The following is a 16,331-nucleotide window of genomic DNA, read 5'->3' as shown; positions in this document are numbered from 1 at the left end:
GGCGCGGACGAGTTAATCGTTGTTAATTTTTCCCGGCCGTCGGGCGAACCGGCACAGGTTCCAGCCTTTAAATACAGTGGTAATGGCACTGGATGCCGACCGTTGTACAACCGGCAGGACTTCACGCCCGTTGCGCTGGCATCAAATCCTGAGGAATATGCTCGGATACCGCGGATTAGACAGCTTGTGTGACCCTCAAGTCCCCATCCGCCCTGCCCGTCACAGGTTCTTCACCACGACAACGCAGGATTACAAAAAACATCGCAGGAGTGAGCGGTTGAGTCTTTCCCCGAATCAGGCCATCGGATTTGGCCCCTATCGGATTCACCCCGGCCAGCGGCTGGTGCTTGAAGGCGACCAGCCTTTGCGCCTGGGCCGCCGTGCCATGGACATTCTGCTGATCCTGCTGGCCAACGCCGGCGAGGTGGTGAGCAAGCAGCAGTTGATCGCCGAAATCTGGCCGGACAGCGTGGTGGAAGACATCAATCTGCGGGTGCACATGGCGGCATTGCGCAAGGCACTCGGCGACGGTCAGGCCGGGCAGCGCTACATCGTCACGGTGGCGCAGCGCGGTTACAGTTTCGTCGCGCCGATCCTGCTGCAATCCATCGAACAACGCCCCGCAACCGACCCCATAGGCCGGCACAACCTGCCATTGCGTCGCACGCGGATGATCGGTCGCCAGCCGGTGGTCGACAGCCTGATGACGCAACTGCCGCGCCAGCGCTGCATCACCCTCGTCGGCCCCGGTGGCATTGGCAAGACCACGGTGGCCTTGCGCGTCGCCGAGCAGTTGATCGGCCGCTATCGCGACGGTATTCGTCTGCTGGATCTGGCACCGCTCAACGATCCCGGCTCGATCTGCTCGCACCTCGCCGCCCTGCTGGACCTTTCGCTGCATGACAGTGAACCGATGGCGTGCCTGATCAACAGCCTGCGCGAGCGCCAGATGCTGCTGGTGATCGATAACTGCGAGCACTTGATCGACGCCGTGGCGCTGCTCAGCGAAAGCATTCTGCGCGGCGCGCCGCAGGTGCACATTCTGGCCACCAGCCGCGAAAGCCTGCGCGCCGAGGGCGAGTACGTGCAGCGCCTGGAATCCCTCGACTGCCCGCCGCCGATTGCGGTGCTGGACCGCGATCAGGCGATGGGGTTTTCTGCGCTGCAACTGTTCGTCGAACGGGCAATGGCCGCCCACGAACATTTCGAGCCAGGCAATGCCGACCTGCCCTCGATCGTCGAAATCTGTCGGCGGCTGGATGGCATCCCGCTGGCACTGGAACTGGCGGCCGCGCAGGTGGCGAGCCTTGGGCTGGACGGCGTGCTGAGTCAGCTTCAGGGAAGCTTGCCGGCGGGCAACCAGACTCACCTCGGCCGACATGAAACCCTACGCGCCACGTTGGACTGGAGCTTCAACCTGCTCAACAACTGCGAACAGACCGGCCTGCGGCGACTGGGCGTGTTTCGAGGTGCATTTACTCTGGAGTCTGCGGCGGCGGTCATCGTTGGCCAGCACATCGAGCCGAACGAAGTCTTCGCCTCGATCACGCAACTGGTCGCCAAGTCATTGCTCAACGTCGAGGTCGGCGACGAAGAGGTGTTCTATCGCCTGCTCGACACCACCCGCCGCTATGCGCTGGAAAAACTCGACCAGGCCGCCGAGCTCGGCGAAACCCGTGAACGTCATGCCGAACGCTGCCTGGCGCTGATGCATCAGGCCCAGGCCGATTGGGAGAACACGCCGACCGGGTTATGGATCGAGCGCTATGCCCGAGGCCTCGAAGACCTGCGGGCCGCACTGGACTGGACGCTGAACGATGAAGGCTCGCGCCCGCTCGGCGTGCGCCTGACGGCGACTTCGGCGCCGTTGTGGCAAGAGTTGTCCCTGCTCAAAGAGTACGGCGTTCATGTGCGCCGGGCACTCGCGTTGCTGGCGTCATCCTACGAGCCCTGCCCGCGACTGGAAATCGCCTTGAAACTGGCCCTCGGCAGTGCCTGCTACCACACCTGGGGCGGCACACCGGAAACCATCGAAGCCTTCGTCAGCGCCCGCCTGCTGGCGCAACAGCACGACGACAAGGCCGGGCAATTGCGTGCGGTGTCCGGGCACATGGCGGTCAATCTCAGTTGCGGGCATTACCGGATGGCGCTGGATCAGAGCGAGCAATTCGAAAGCCTCGGCCTGCACGGCGATGCGCAGTTGTCCCTGAGCACCCACCGTTTACGAGTGCTCGCGCTGCATTACGCCGGCGATCAGCACCAGGCGCGGATCCATGCCGAGCAAGTCATTCAGCGCATGGCCCACAGCGGCCACCTCAACCGCTTCACCCACGGTTTCGGCGTGCAATACGATCAGAGCGTTGCTTCGCTGACCGTTCTCGCCCGGGTATTGTGGCTGCAAGGATTTCCCGAGCAGGCCTGGCGCACGGCACGGCAGGCGCTGGACATCGCGGTACAAATCAACCACGGCACCTCGATCTGCTACACCCTGGCACTCGCTTCGTGCCTGATCGCCCATTACAACGGCGACGGGCAAAACGCCCGCGCCTTGCTGCAACTGCTGCTCGAACAGGCGCAGAAGCATTCGGTGCTGCTGTTCTACACGTGGGCGCGGCACTATGCGCAGGTGATCGACGCCGACAAGGCGCCTGCAATACCACCCGCCGATAGCGGCCTGGTCAGAGAAATCATGGTCACACTGGACACCGGTTTTGTTGATGACGCCTTGCTTGAACGAGCACAAAGCGGCGCGGCTGGCTGGAGCACCGCAGAAATCCTGCGAGCTCGGGCCGAGCGATTGCTGGCCGCTGAATCGCCCTGCCATCACACCGTCGAAAGCGCCTTGCAGCAATCGCTTGTGATTGCGAAGACGCAAGGCGCCCTGGCGTGGGAACTGCGCAGTGCGACATCGCTGGCTCAGTTGTGGCAGCGCCAGTCGCGCTACCGCGAAGCATTGGAGTTACTGACACCGGTCTACCAGCGCTTCACCGAAGGTTACGCCACCCCGGACTTGCGCAAGGTGCGCTTATTGCTCGACGAATTGCGCAGTCAGTTGCAGGCGTGAGTTCGATCGCGTGCGTCCCAGGTAACGCGCATGCCGACGCTCGACATCACCCAGTTCGCCGCCCTGCTCCAGTTGATCACGGGCGTAGCGGCGAGTGGTATTGAGCATTCGATAACGCAGCGTCCCGCTGGATCGATCCACCGTCAGCAACGACTTGGCCGCCAACTGTTCAACGACAGCCACCATCGTCGAGGGTGGCAGTTGCACGCAACTGATCACGCCGATGGCGGCATCCAGGGTGAACGCCATTTTGAACACCGACAAGCGTTGCAGCGCGCGTTGTTCGTGCTCGCTCAGGCGCTGATAACTCCAGTCCAGCGCGGCCATCATCGACTGATGACGTGGCACGGCGGTCCGGCGACCGTGACTCAAGACTTGCAGGCCGTGGTCCAGTTGCGCTTGCAACCCGACCAGCGCCAGCGCGTCGATCTGCGCCGCCGCGAGTTCGATCGCCAGCGGCAGACCGTCGAGTCGCCGACAGATATCGCGCACGGTTTCCAGATCCTGCTCACGCAGACAGAAACCGTGTTGACGGGCACGGGCACGACTGACAAACAACTGCACTGCCGAATAGCCCATGACCTCATCGACGCTGTTGAGCGCCGAAGTTTTAGGCGTGGTAAGAGGCGGCAATGGCTGGAGGACCTCCAGGGCGAGACGCAACGGCTCGCGGCTGGTGGCCAGGATCGACAGACGGGGCGCTGCGTCGAGCAAGGTCTGCAGCAAGCCCCGGCAGGCTTCGTGCAGAAGGTCGCAGTTATCCAGCACCAGCAACGCATGGCGCGTTGCCAGGGTGGGGAAATCGATATCGAGGGTATGCAAAAGATGATCGACGAGTGAGGTTTGCTCGTCGACCTGGGATAAATCCACCTGCCATACGCCATCGCGAAAATGCTGCAGCAACAACTCCGCAGCTCTCAGCGCCACCGTGCTTTTGCCGACACCGGCAGGTCCCGTCACCGTTATCAGTCGGGACAGCGGCAATTGCCGCACCAGACCACCGACCAATGAATCGCGGCCGGTGACAGGCGTCAGCCGTGCGGGCAGATTGTGCTGCGGAGCTTGCAGGCTTTCGAACACCACCTGGGCGACGCTGTCGCCGTGCACCGGGGCAACGAAGCTGTACCCGCATTGCGGCACGTTGACGATGTAGCGCTGTCCGTTCTCGCCATCACCGAGGGCTCGACGCAATGCCGCGATGTGCACCCGCAGGTTGATCTCCTCGACAACCGACGTAGGCCATACCAGCGAGATCAATTGCTCCTTGCTGACCACCCGGCCGGCGCGCTCGACCAGCACTTGCAGAATGTCCAGCGCACGACCGCCCATGCGCAGTTGCCGATCCCCTTCGAGGATCAGCCGTTGGCGCAAATGGAACGCGTACGGCCCGAAATGCAGGACCGACGCCGAGTTCAATTCGTTGAGGCTGTTCATGTCCGTTATCTTGGCAGGCCACGATGACGGTACAACCGTCACACGGGGCGCAGCACGGACATCCGGGTGCGTGTAACGGACAGAATCGCTCTAGCTGAACTGTTCGCGATACTGGGCCGGGGTCAGCCCGAGCTTTTCGCCGAACAGAAAGCGCATGTGGCGCACACTGCCGAAACCACTTTTGTAGGCCACCGTCTTCAACGGCAAATCGCTGGTCTCCAGCAGATTACGTGCGCAATCGATGCGTGCACTTTGCAGGAACTCCATGGGCGTCATGTTGACCTCGCGAGCGAACACCCGGGCGAAATGACGAGCGCTCATGTTCGCAAGGCTTGCCATGCGTTCGATGGTGAAGCTTTCTTCAAGGTGTTCCAGAACGTGATTCTGTACCCGGGTGATGGGCGTTTCCTGGGGCGAAACCGCCGCCATCAATGGACTGAATTGCGCCTGTCCGCCCTGGCGCTTCATGACCACCAACAGCACTTTGGCCACGTCCTGGGCGAGTTTCTTGCCGTGATCGCGGGCCACCACTGCCAGTGCCAGATCGATGCCGGCCGTGACGCCGCCGGACGTGATCAGGTTTCGGTCCTCGACAAAGATCTGGTCGGTGGCGACATCCGCGTTCGGAAAACCCTTGATCAAGCGTTCGGTGTAATTCCAGTGGGTGGTCACGCGATAACCGTCGAGCAATCCGGCGTAACCCAACACAAAAGCCCCCGTGCAGATCGAACCGTAGCGTTCAGCACGTCCCACTGCGCCTTGCAGCCAGGCCAGCAACGGTGGGCATTTTTCGTTGTAGGCCCCGGGACCGCCCGGCACCAACAGCAGGTCATACCGATCTCCGGCTTCATCGATGTGCCGGTCTGTGTGCACCAGCACGCCGTTGGAGGCACGCAGCGGCCCGCGCTCAGTGCCCAGGAGCGTGAGTTGATAATGCGCGTCCGGCTTCAAGTATCGGTTGGCAACCGAAAACACTTCCAGCGGCCCGGCCATATCGAGCAGAAGAAACTCGGGAAACAACACCATTGCCACGGTTTTCATGAGCAGACATCACTGAAATCAATGAACGATTATAAGTTTCCGCATTATGACCAAGTACAGCGCAAACGTTGGAGAAGAATGCGTGAGCTGACGCACATAACTGTCAACCCTGAGGGGACAGTATTTCAATTTTCATCTACTTATTGCACCCAAGAGTAACCAGTAACCTTCTCCTCACTCGGACGAATCAACGTCCTGAAAGGAGATTTCATCATGCTGACCCTTCGCAAAGCTTCCGACCGTGGTCTGGCCAATCATGGCTGGTTGAAGTCATTCCACACCTTTTCTTTCGCCAGTTATCGCGACCCGCGTGAACAGGGTTTCTCCGACCTGCTGGTGATCAACGATGACCGCGTCGCCGCCGGCAAAGGTTTCGGCCAGCACCCGCACCGCGACATGGAGATTTTCTCCTATGTGCTCGAAGGTGCACTGGAACACAAGGACACCCTGGGCACCGGCTCAGTCATCCGCCCGGGCGATGTGCAACTGATGAGCGCCGGCAGTGGCGTGGCTCACAGCGAGTTCAACCACTCGGCGAGCAAGCCTGTGCACTTCCTGCAGATCTGGATCGTGCCGGACGTCAGTGGTGCCAAACCGCGCTATCAACAGGAGCACTTCAGCGAGCAGAAAAAACGCGGTCGCCTGCAACTGATCATCTCGCCCGAAGGCACCCACGGCTCGCTCAAAGTGCGCCAGGATGCACGCGTGTATGCCGGGCTGTTCGATGGCCAGGAAAGCGCCACACTCGAGCTGCCTGCAAACCGCTACGCCTATGTGCATGTTGCTCGCGGCAGCGTTGAACTGAACGGCGTGCAGTTGAAGGAAGGCGACGGTGTGCGGGTTCGTGAAGAACAGGCGCTGACCCTGAGCAATGGCCAGGATGCCGAAGTACTGGTGTTTGATCTGCGGCCGCAGGAGCTGCCGGAAATGCCATGAATCAGTGGTTTCATCGTTCAAAAAAACGGCCTTCCTTGAAGGCCGTTTTTCATTCTGAAGGTAAGGTCATCAGCACTGCCGGTGCCGAACCTCCAGCCTCTTTCACAGACTGAATCATTGCCAGAGTGGTCTGCATCGTTACAAGCACATTTGCCTGATTCGCGTAGTAAGAACCCGCGAGTATGGCAACCATCCCGAGAAAATGTACGGCAGTTGCCGCCCAGTAATTCGCCTTGATCGTCGAGACCTGCCTGATTGCTTCGTCAATTCGCTCCAGAGACCTGTCCATGCGAGCCGAGACGATCGCGTAACGCTGGTCACGTTCAAGGTGAGCCTTTTCTTGCTCCAGTCTGACTTTTTCGTAGGCTTTCTCTCGCTCGACCCGAGCGGTTTCCCGCTCCTGTCGCGCCGTCTCCAAGACCTTTTCATACCCCAGCCGAGCCTTCAAGCGCTCCTGCCGCAGGTTTTCCAGATTCTTCTCATGCGCCAACTGAATTTTTTCCAGAGCCAGCTCCCGCTCCTGATGCACCTTCTCCTGAGCCTGCTCGCGTTCAAGGCGCACGTTCTTCTGAGCCTCCTCCCGCTCAAGGCGCGACTTTTCCTGAGACTTCTCCCACGCCTGCCGTGCAGTTTCCTGCTCTCGTTTCTGCTCCAGCCGCGCTACCGCCTGAGCCTTCTCCCATCCCTGCCGTGCAGCCTCCTGCTCTCGCTTCTGCTCCAGCCGCGCCACCTCTTGAGACCGCTCCCGCTCCAGCCGCGCCGCCTCCCGAGCCTGCTCTCGCTCCACCCGCGCCGCCTCCTGAGATCGCTCCCACTCGAATCGGGCTTCCTCCATAGAGCGTTTTTGCTCCAGCCGGGCCTGCTCCTGACTTTTTTCGACTTCCAGCCTTGCCTGGTCCCGCTCGGCCTGTTGTGTCAGAAAGCCGTCGATCTTGGCGGACATGGACTCGATCCGTGCATCGATTCTTGTCTCGATGACTTCGATCCTGGCGCTGAATTCGTCTCGCGTTATGTAGGTCATAGACTCAGTTCTATCCGTTTGCCCGGCCATGTCGCTTGCTTGAAATTGGCTGACTTCCCTTGCAATCAATTCCGCACCCCTGACGTTTATCAATACTTCCCTGGATTGATCACCTCGGAGCGTTTCACCTGTTCACTCCGGGTGTGAGAAACGATAGGACCCGGCCAAAAAACTCACAAGCCAGCGAATTCTGGCGCTGTTGTAGGCAAGATCGTCAGCTGATGTAGCCGTCCTACACAACATCAATGAACTACTCATTCTCCAGCACGAATGCTTCGACAATGTGTTCGATCACCGCCCTGACCCGCGCGGTATGGCGCAAATCCGCGTGGGTCACCAGCCACACTTCATAAGGCAACGGACGCGTGCGCTCCGGCCACAGCCTGACCAGACCGTCGCGTTCGCCCATGTAGACCGGGATTTCTCCTACACCCAGTCCGGCGGCAATCGAGCGTCGTACCAGCAGACTGGAGCTCAGACCGGCGACGATACGCCCGCGAGTCACGGGTTCGGTCACCAGGGTCAAGTCTTTGTTGCCTTGCAGATACGGCTGGTACACCACCAGATCATGGCCCTCGAACGCACTGCCTGGCGCCGGCACGCCATGGCTGTCGACATAGCTCTGCGAGGCAAACAGCCCCACCGGCCAGCGCGCGATGCGCCGGGCGATCAGGTCCGGATTGTCCGGGCGGGTATTGCGCACCGCGATGTCCGCTTCACGTTTGGCCAGGCTGAGGATCTGCGTGGAGGCGTCCAGGTGCACGCGCACGTCCGGATGCTGTTCGTGCAACTGCGCAATGGCCGGAATCAGGAAATCGATGGCCAGCGAATCGGTGGTGCTGATTCGCACACTGCCGGTCAGGCGATCGTCCAGGCCCTGGATACGCCGCTCCAGCTCCAGCGCCGAATGCTCCATTTTTTCCACCGACTTGAGCGCGGCTTCACCGACGGCCGTCAGTGCATAGCCCTCGGAAGTGCGCAGGAACAAGGTCGCGCCCAGCGACTTTTCCAGTGCTGTGATGCGTCGCCCGACCGTCGCCTGATCCACGCCCAGTACACGCGCGGCGCCACGCAATGTCGACTCGCGGCAGACCGCAAGAAACACCCGAGCATCATCCCAGTTCATACCGTTCTCCATTGATGCATAAACGCATCACAATCACGCAAACTCGCTGCATTAACGCAGCAAAGATAGCCGATATGCTGGACGCCATAAACCTTTCACAGGATTGCCGTCATGCACACTTCAACTGCTTTGCCCGAGCGTCCGGACACGAGTGTCTGGCTGGCGATCTTCGCCGGACTCTGCGCCAGCCTGGTCAGCATCGGTCTGGCGCGTTTCGCCTACACGCCGCTGATCCCTTCGCTGATTCAAGCGCAGTGGTTTTCCGCCCATGATGTGGTCTATCTCGGCGCGGCCAACCTGGTCGGTTACCTGATCGGCGCCCTCCTCGGCCGCCCGCTGGCACGCAGGTTTACCCAGAGAAACGCTCTGCGTCTGATGATGCTGGCGGTGACCGTGGCGTTTTTCGCCTGTGCGTACCCCGTGTCGGTGAGCTGGTATTTCGGCTGGCGCCTGCTGTCCGGAATCGCGGGCGGCGCGATCATGGTGCTGGTTGCCTCGACCGTATTGCCCCATGTACCGGCCGCACGCAAGGGCCTGGCCAGTGGGGCGATTTTCCTCGGCATCGGTCTGGGCATCGCCGGCTCGGGTACGATCGTTCCGCTGCTGTTGAGTCTGGGCCTGCAAGCGACCTGGCTTGGATTGGGCGCGCTGTCGCTGGCGCTGACGGCATTAAGCTGGTTCGGCTGGCCCTCGGAGCTGCCCCATGTAACCACCGCAACGACTCAGGTGAAACCGGTCGAGCCGACACCGCCTGCTGTTTATCTGCTGTTTGCCCAGTACGCATTCATGGCCGCCGGGCTGGTGCCGGCCATGGTCTTTCTGGTGGATTACGTCGCCCGTGGACTGGGCGCCGGGGCGCACGTCGGCGCGCTGATCTGGGTCATGTACGGTCTGGGCGCCATCGTCGGCCCGGTGAGTTATGGCTTTCTCGCCGATCATCTCGGCGCACGAACCGGCATTCGTCTGGTGCTGGTGGTGCAGGCGATCACCCTTGGTTTGCTGGCAATTTCGCATTCGTTCCTGGCGTTGGCGCTGCTGGCGGTAGTGCTCGGTTCGTTTCCACCGGGCATCGTTCCGCTGGCGTTGGCCCGGGTGCATGAGCTGGTGCCGGATCATCATCGCCAACAGGTGGCGTGGAGCCGCGCCACGGTGTCGTTCGCCACGTTTCAGGCGCTGGCCGGATTCGTCTATTCGGCGCTGTTCAACGCCATGGGCGGACAGCACGTGCTGCTCTTCGTGATTGCCGGCGGTGCCATTGTGATCGCTCTGATACTTGAGCACGCCATGAAACTGCTGCCCTCCTCCGTCGAGCAACGCTGCTGCGCCCAATGACGGGAATCATTGCGCCCTGAGTGCGCTCCCATCTACTGATCACTTGTATCAAGAGGAATCGAAAATGACGTTGCCCACTGAAATGACCCGCATCGAAATCACTGAACCGGGCGGGCCCGAGGTTCTGCAATCCAGACGAGTCCCGCTGCCGGTCGTCGCGCAGGGCGAACTGCTGATCCGCGTGCACGCCGCCGGCATCAATCGGCCGGACGCCTTGCAACGTGCCGGCAAGTACCCGATGAGACCCGGGATGAACCCGATCCCCGGTCTGGAAGTGGCCGGTGAAGTCGTGGCGCTGGGTGCAGGTGTCAGCACTTTTGCCGTGGGCGACAGGGTTTGCGCGCTGACCAATGGCGGCGGTTATGCCGAATACTGCACGGTTCCCGCGGGCCAGGCCCTGCCTATCCCCGACGGGATGGACTGGATTCAGGCCGCGGCAATCCCCGAAACCTTTTTCACGGTATGGGCCAATCTGTTCGGTCTCGGTGGTGCGATTCGAGGACAGCGTGCGTTGATTCACGGTGGCACCAGTGGCATCGGCACTACCGCGTTGATGCTGTGCCGCGAGTTCGGCATCGAAGCCTTCGCCACCGCCGGCAGCGCCGATAAGTGTGAGGCCATCCATGGATTGGGCGGTGAGCCGATCAACTATCGCGAGCAGGATTTCGCTGCCGTGATCGCCGAGAAAACCAACGGCCAGGGCGTCAATGTGATTCTCGACATCATGGGCGGCTCGTATCTGAACGCCAACCTCGGTGCACTGGCCATGGATGGACACGTGGTGATGCTCGGTTTTCTCGGCGGCGCCCGTGCCAACGATGTCGATCTGTTGACCATTCTCGGCAAACGAGCCGTGGTCACCGGCTCCTTGTTGCGCGCACGCACTTCTGCGGAAAAGGCTGCCATCGCCGATCACTTGCGCGAGCACGTCTGGCCGGTACTGGCCGCCGGGCGCTGCCTGCCGATCATCGACAAGGTCTACCCGCTCACCGACGCAGCCCAGGCCCATGCGCACATGGAAGCCGGTGATCACATCGGCAAGATCGTGTTGAAAGTGGCGTGAGCCACAGCATCGTTTTGTAATGATTGCAGGCGGACGACGGTCGAAAATGTCACGCGCGGACCAAGGCATCTGGTAAAAAGCCTTCTTTGTCCGCGCACTGGTGAAACGTTCAATGTTCCTTGCCTTCATGACCCGACTTCGCCGCCGTCGCCTGGCGTTTGCGTGCATGGCCGCCCTGATCATCGGTCTGCCGGCGAGTTGCGCCGTACTGGAACACACCGAACGCAAGCTGCTGTTTCGCATCGAACCGGGCACGGCCGGCTGGTACCACGGCTTGCCCGGCAGCGTTCAGGAACTCGACCTGCAACCCAGAAGCTTCAAGGCCGGGCAGAACATTCATGCGTGGTGGTGGCCGGCGGAACGGGCCAATGCCCCGGCCATCCTTTATCTGCATGGCGTGCGCTGGAACCTGACCGGGCAGTTGTTTCGCATTGAACAGCTGCGCGCGGCGGGGTATTCGGTATTGGCCATCGATTACCGAGGCTTTGGCCAGAGTCATGGTGACTTGCCGTCAGAAAGCACCGTTTATGAGGATGCACGGGTGGCCTGGGAACGCTTCCAGCAACTTCAACCGGACCCGAGCAAACGCCTGATCTACGGACATTCCCTCGGTGGTGCGGTCGCCATCGACCTGGCTGCCGAACTGGGCCGGGACGCCGCCAGAAACCATACACCGCTGCCGGTCCGGGGTCTGGTGATTGAGTCCACCTTCACGTCACTGGCCGACGTCGCCGCTGCGGTGGCCAACACATCCCTGCCCGTTCGCTGGTTGTTGTCGCAGAAGTTCGACTCCATCGACAAAATTGCCGACATCCATATGCCGTTGTTGGTGGTGCACGGTCTGGCCGATGCGTTTGTGCCGTCACGCTTCAGCGAGCAACTGTTCGCGGCCGCCAGCCAACCCAAACGATTGCTGTTGGTGCCCGGCGGGACGCACAACAACAGCATGGCATTGGGCGGACAAAGCTATCGCAAGGCGATAGATGCATTGATGCAAACCAAGCCCGCCGCACGCGTCGCAGGCGCAACGTTGTTGCAAGGCGCGCGCGATTCCTGAAAACAGAGACCATCGGTCATCCCGGCGTAAATAATTGCAGCATTGACTGGCAATCCGTCGATCTGACGCTTTGCTGGATGGAGTCAATCCATGACGCAGCTTCGGCACACCCGGCCGCGCTGCGTTTCACTGCCTGTTCGGGAGTACCACCATGAAAATCAACCCGTACCTGATCTTCAACGGCGATTGCCGTGCGGCCTTCACGTTTTACGAGCAATGCCTGCAAGGCAAGCTTGAGGCGATGATGACTTTCGGCGAAACACCCGCCGCAGAGCATGTTCCGAAAGAGCATCACAACCTGATCATTCATACCTGTCTGAAGGTCGGCGACCAGATGCTGATGGCATCGGACACCACGCCCGACCGCCCGACCCAGGGCATGAGCGGCTGTTCGGTGTCCTTGAACGTCGATACCGTCGCCGAGGCTGAAAGAGTCTTCAACGCCTTGGCCAGGGATGGTCGAGTAGACATGCCACTGGAGGCGACCTTCTGGGCCGCGCGTTTCGGCATGCTGGTGGATCGTTTTGGCGTGTCGTGGATGGTCAATTGCGAAAGCGAGAAGTGATATTGCGATTGCACCGGACATGAAAAAGCCCGACCTCTTCAGGTCGGGCTTTGTGTTTATCGCTGAGCCAGTTCATGTCTCACGCATTGTTCGTAATAGGTCTGCTTGACGGCTGCAGGCTTGAGGCGCGAGGTACTGTTGTAGGTCTGCTCTGTGATGCCCATCGCAGTCATGCGCATCCACGGTTGCTGAAACCTGCGCACCTGCAAGCGCTTGCGGGCGCCATAAAGGGAAATCCCCGACAGCTTCGATTGCTGCGCGCCGGCTGCGATGTCCGAACCCCAGGTACAAGCAAAACGATGGCTCTTGCTCAGTTCCCTCGCCTGGGCGCCCAGCGCGAAGAGAGCCAGGGAAAGCGTTGCAACGGTGATGACAGTCGTCCGCATAGGGCCAGCCTAACCTTTTGAAAAAAGGCGAGTTTGCCGATACCGGAAACATTCGGGGGCCAGCAGTTTGCCGCCTATTGGTCTCGGGTGCTGACTTCGATCCTCAACCGATTGTCGCCTTCTTCGCGACATTCGATGGAGACTGGCAGAAAGCGCTCGATCACTGCGATGTTACTGTGCAAATGTTCGGTCATCCCGGGCGTCGTAAACGAGCCAGATCCGGCCAGCGCCATCGGCAACAACAATTGATCGGCCAGATGTTCAGCCACCGCCGCACCACTGCGCAACCAAACGTCTGCCTGATTGACCGCAACGTCCGCAACGGTCTCTGCGCGCAGTGAAGCCTGGCCAAACGCGCTGAATACTTCCGTGACGTGTTCAAACGCATATTCCAGCAACAACACGTTACCCGGCCCGCGCTCCGGGTCAAGGCTGATGGCATTCATCGCTGCTGGCGGCATATTCAAACGTCGGGCTACACGGTCAAGCTCACGTCCGGCGATGTCCGAAGCGAGACCTGCCGTCAGCGCAAACGCCTTTTGTGAAAGCGGCGAGCCGCGATCGCACACATGCAACGCTGACAGTTTCGACGGCTGCACCGTGGCCTCGATTTCGCCGCCCCCCGCAGGAACGAATCCATGACGCAGCAGCTTCAGATCAACCTCGGCACCCATGCGTCGCAACAACGGCAACCAGCTGCGGGTGAGGAAATCGGTCGGTGGCGCCAACGGGTTATGGGTACCACCACTGATCCATATCCGACTGGCTTGCGGCGCCCGCAACAACGCGGGCAGCAACGTCTGCAACACCAGTGTGCAACTGCCGGCGGTACCAATGGCAAAGCGGTATTCGCCGCCGCGAATCGGCCCGGGCTCGAAGCTCAACGCCTGCGAACCCAACTCTGTGCCTTGAGTCCTTGCACCGCAGATCTGTGCCGCCGCCATCACGGCGGTCAGGTGCTGGCGTAACAAACCCGGCCGGCTACGTTTGGCACGAATCCGTTCGATGCGAAATGCCCGTCCCGTCACCATCGACAGGCTCAAGGCACTGCGCAACACCTGGCCACCGCCGATAGCGCCGTCCAGTTCAATCACATCCTGTTTCATTTTCTTCCTTATGCGTACAACCCGACGGTTTCTCTGAGGTATCGATCGAGCTGACCGGAGTCTTCCCGGGTTCTGGCCAATGTCGGTACTTCGCGCTCAAGTTCAGCGGCGATGAATCGATGCAGCGCCGGACGACGAGGACCGTAGGCGCTCTCATCGGCATTGCGCTTGAGCGCGAGCAGTTCATCGACTTCGTCGAGCAACGCCTGGTCATCGACGGTGCTCAGCAGGTCTGCGAACGTCATCGGTGGCCGGCCACGGCTCTGGTCGATCCAGCGCACGGCCAGCAGCGGCCGCAATACGTAGAAGTACTTTTTGAACCTCACGCTGTCGCCCTGCAAATAACCACGGAAGTTCTTTTTCGCCATCGACAGGTAGTGATTGCGCGCGGCCGGCGGGCTGTAAAACGCCTCGGCAAGCGCCCGCAGTTGAGATACCGCCGCGGTTTCGCTGCGGTACACCAAAGGTGAGTCGAGCCACTCCAGCAAGGTCGGATTGGACTTTCGCAACAGCCCGAGGGTTTTGCGCAGCTCCCAGCCACTCACGTCGAGCTCATCATCCAGCGGTCGTTCGATCACGTCCCGAGGCGCGTCGACCTGGACGAACCACTCGGGTTTCTCCACATAAACAAAGCGCACATCGTAATCGCTGTCGGTCGAGGCGAATCCCCAGGCCCGACTGCCCGATTCACAGGCATACAACACCGTGACATTACGCTCGCGCTCTATGCGCGCCAGCTCCTCCAGCACCCGGGCGCGCATGGCGCTGCACAGCGGGTGACGCTCTTCAAATTTCATGTCCTTCAATCCTTGTTCCAGCGTGCCGTGGCACGCGCTATCCCTTGACGCACACCACCTGACGCAAGGTGTGCAGCACTTCCACCAGCTCGCGCTGGGCGTGCATGACTTTGTCGATGTCCTTGTAGGCCATCGGAATTTCATCGATCACCGCCGCATCCTTGCGGCATTCAACGTGCGCGGTGGCACGAATCTGATCCTCGACCGTGAAGGTGTTTTTCGCTCGAGTACGGCTCATGGTCCGGCCGGCACCGTGGCTGCAGGAGCAAAACGATTCTTCGTTGCCCAGACCGCGCACAATGAAGCTCTTGGCACCCATCGAACCGGGAATGATCCCCAACTCGCCCTTCTTCGCCGATACCGCGCCTTTGCGGGTGACCAGAATGTCTTCGCCGAAATGCCGTTCTTTCTGCACGTAGTTGTGATGGCAATTCACCGCCTCCAGCGCCACTTCGAACGGCTTGCGGATAATCTGTCGCGTCGCCTGAATCACGGCCTGCATCATCAACGCGCGGTTCTGCTTGGCGAAGTCCTGGGCCCAGCCCACCGCCTCCACATAATCATCAAAGTGCTGGCTGCCTTCTTCGAAGTAGGCCAGGTCACGGTCCGGCAGGTTGGCGATGTGTTGACGCATATCCGCCTGGGCCATCTGGATAAACAGGTTGCCGATGGCGTTGCCGACACCGCGCGAGCCACTGTGCAACATGAACCAGACCCGGTTGGCCTCATCCAGGCATACTTCGATGAAGTGATTGCCGCTGCCCAGCGTTCCGAGATGCCCGCGGTTGTTGGTGTTGGCCAGTTTCGGGTACTTGTCGGTGATCGCCTTGAACCGTGGATGCAGCGCCGCCCACGCCTGATCGGCCTGCACCGGAATCTCGTCCCAGGCGCCCTTGTCCCGTCGCGACCGGGTCGAACTGCGGCCATGGGGCACCGCCTGTTCGATGGCACTGCGCAGACCGTGCAGGTTGTCCGGCAGATCGGCCGCCGTCAGCGAGGTCCGTGCGGCAATCATGCCGCAACCGATGTCGACCCCGACCGCCGCCGGGATAATCGCACCCACGGTAGGAATCACGCTGCCGATGGTCGAGCCCTTGCCCAGGTGGACATCCGGCATCACGGCGAGATGCTTGAAGATGAAGGGCATCTTCGCCGTGTTCATCAGTTGCTCGCGGGCTTCGTTTTCCACCGGGACGCCTTCGGTCCAGAGTTTGATCGGCTTGCCGTTGGCAACTTCCAGCAGTTGGTAAGTGTGTTGTTTCATCATCTCGATTCTTTATTGTCTGGCCGATGATTCGGCGCTGGTACACAGCCTTCGGCGACAAGGTTGGGTGAAACATGCAGCGCGCTCTGCCGCTGAGCTACGACCTTTCGGCCGACGGGATTCGAACCCGTGCCCACAC

The 16,331-nt window shown here is 60.7% G+C and carries 14 protein-coding genes; 6 read left to right on the top strand and 8 right to left on the bottom strand.

The annotated features are described in order from the left end of the window. The first annotated feature begins 277 nt into the window (after positions 1-277). Positions 278-3,064 carry an ATP-binding protein gene (locus tag AC07VV_RS25605; protein ID WP_495037829.1) on the top strand — a complete coding sequence of 929 codons (2,787 nt, stop codon included), beginning with the start codon at positions 278-280 and terminating at the stop codon, positions 3,062-3,064. Here AC07VV_RS25605 and AC07VV_RS25600 read toward each other — a convergent pair. Together AC07VV_RS25600 and AC07VV_RS25595 are read right to left on the bottom strand one after the other, a co-directional pair. After that, on the bottom strand, positions 3,026-4,498 hold the full coding sequence (locus tag AC07VV_RS25600; protein WP_495037828.1) for an ATP-binding protein: 1,473 nt from the start codon (positions 4,496-4,498) through the stop codon (positions 3,026-3,028). The genes AC07VV_RS25605 and AC07VV_RS25600 overlap by 39 nt on opposite strands. A 90-nt stretch (positions 4,499-4,588) precedes the next feature. Further along, the gene (locus AC07VV_RS25595) at positions 4,589-5,539 is read right to left on the bottom strand and encodes a GlxA family transcriptional regulator (protein WP_495037827.1); all 951 of its coding nucleotides are present in this window, start codon (positions 5,537-5,539) and stop codon (positions 4,589-4,591) included. Between the two features lie 213 nt (positions 5,540-5,752). On the opposite strand from AC07VV_RS25595, the gene AC07VV_RS25590 reads away from it, so the two are divergent. Continuing rightward, on the top strand, positions 5,753-6,475 hold the full coding sequence (locus AC07VV_RS25590; RefSeq protein ID WP_192560325.1) for a pirin family protein: 723 nt from the start codon (positions 5,753-5,755) through the stop codon (positions 6,473-6,475). A gap of 49 nt (positions 6,476-6,524) precedes the next feature. On the opposite strand, the gene AC07VV_RS25585 is transcribed toward AC07VV_RS25590, so the two are convergent. Together AC07VV_RS25585 and AC07VV_RS25580 are read right to left on the bottom strand one after the other, a co-directional pair. Beyond that, positions 6,525-7,418 (bottom strand): hypothetical protein, encoded by an 894-nt coding sequence (locus tag AC07VV_RS25585; protein ID WP_495037826.1) that lies wholly within the window; start codon positions 7,416-7,418, stop codon positions 6,525-6,527. 328 nt (positions 7,419-7,746) lie between these two features. After that, positions 7,747-8,622: a LysR family transcriptional regulator gene (locus AC07VV_RS25580; RefSeq protein ID WP_495037825.1), complete on the bottom strand. Its 876-nt coding sequence runs from the start codon at positions 8,620-8,622 to the stop codon at positions 7,747-7,749. A 111-nt stretch (positions 8,623-8,733) separates the two neighbouring features. On the opposite strand from AC07VV_RS25580, the gene AC07VV_RS25575 reads away from it, so the two are divergent. The 4 genes from AC07VV_RS25575 (at position 8,734) to AC07VV_RS25560 (ending at position 12,639) form a co-directional block, all read left to right on the top strand. Further along, positions 8,734-9,954, top strand: coding sequence for a YbfB/YjiJ family MFS transporter (locus AC07VV_RS25575; protein WP_495037824.1), 1,221 nt, complete (start codon positions 8,734-8,736; stop codon positions 9,952-9,954). A gap of 64 nt (positions 9,955-10,018) precedes the next feature. After that, on the top strand, positions 10,019-11,017 hold the full coding sequence (locus AC07VV_RS25570; RefSeq protein WP_495037823.1) for an NAD(P)H-quinone oxidoreductase: 999 nt from the start codon (positions 10,019-10,021) through the stop codon (positions 11,015-11,017). A gap of 112 nt (positions 11,018-11,129) precedes the next feature. Continuing rightward, complete coding sequence (locus tag AC07VV_RS25565; RefSeq protein WP_495037822.1) at positions 11,130-12,074, top strand: alpha/beta hydrolase; 945 nt, start codon at positions 11,130-11,132, stop codon at positions 12,072-12,074. 151 nt (positions 12,075-12,225) lie between these two features. Then, entirely contained in the window at positions 12,226-12,639 is a 414-nt protein-coding gene (locus tag AC07VV_RS25560; RefSeq protein WP_495037821.1) for a VOC family protein, read from the top strand. Positions 12,640-12,695: 56 nt separating this feature from the next. Here AC07VV_RS25560 and AC07VV_RS25555 read toward each other — a convergent pair whose 3' ends face one another. From AC07VV_RS25555 to AC07VV_RS25540, 4 genes are all read right to left on the bottom strand, one after another. Beyond that, positions 12,696-13,025, bottom strand: a complete 330-nt coding sequence (locus tag AC07VV_RS25555) for a hypothetical protein (protein ID WP_096821286.1) — start codon at positions 13,023-13,025, stop codon at positions 12,696-12,698. 74 nt (positions 13,026-13,099) lie between these two features. Further along, positions 13,100-14,131: an RNA 3'-terminal phosphate cyclase gene (rtcA, locus tag AC07VV_RS25550; RefSeq protein WP_495037820.1), complete on the bottom strand. Its 1,032-nt coding sequence runs from the start codon at positions 14,129-14,131 to the stop codon at positions 13,100-13,102. 8 nt (positions 14,132-14,139) lie between these two features. After that, a complete protein-coding gene (locus AC07VV_RS25545) occupies positions 14,140-14,928 on the bottom strand; it encodes a nucleotidyltransferase domain-containing protein (RefSeq protein WP_495037819.1) in 789 nt (262 codons plus the stop codon). Between the two features lie 37 nt (positions 14,929-14,965). Then, on the bottom strand, positions 14,966-16,192 hold the full coding sequence (locus tag AC07VV_RS25540; protein ID WP_495037818.1) for an RtcB family protein: 1,227 nt from the start codon (positions 16,190-16,192) through the stop codon (positions 14,966-14,968). Between the last annotated feature and the right edge of the window lie 139 nt (positions 16,193-16,331).

This window comes from Pseudomonas sp. GW821-FHT02C04 (genome assembly GCF_059421845.1).
Note: the sequence above shows the minus strand (reverse complement) of the source record. Positions and strands in the feature narration are given on the sequence as shown.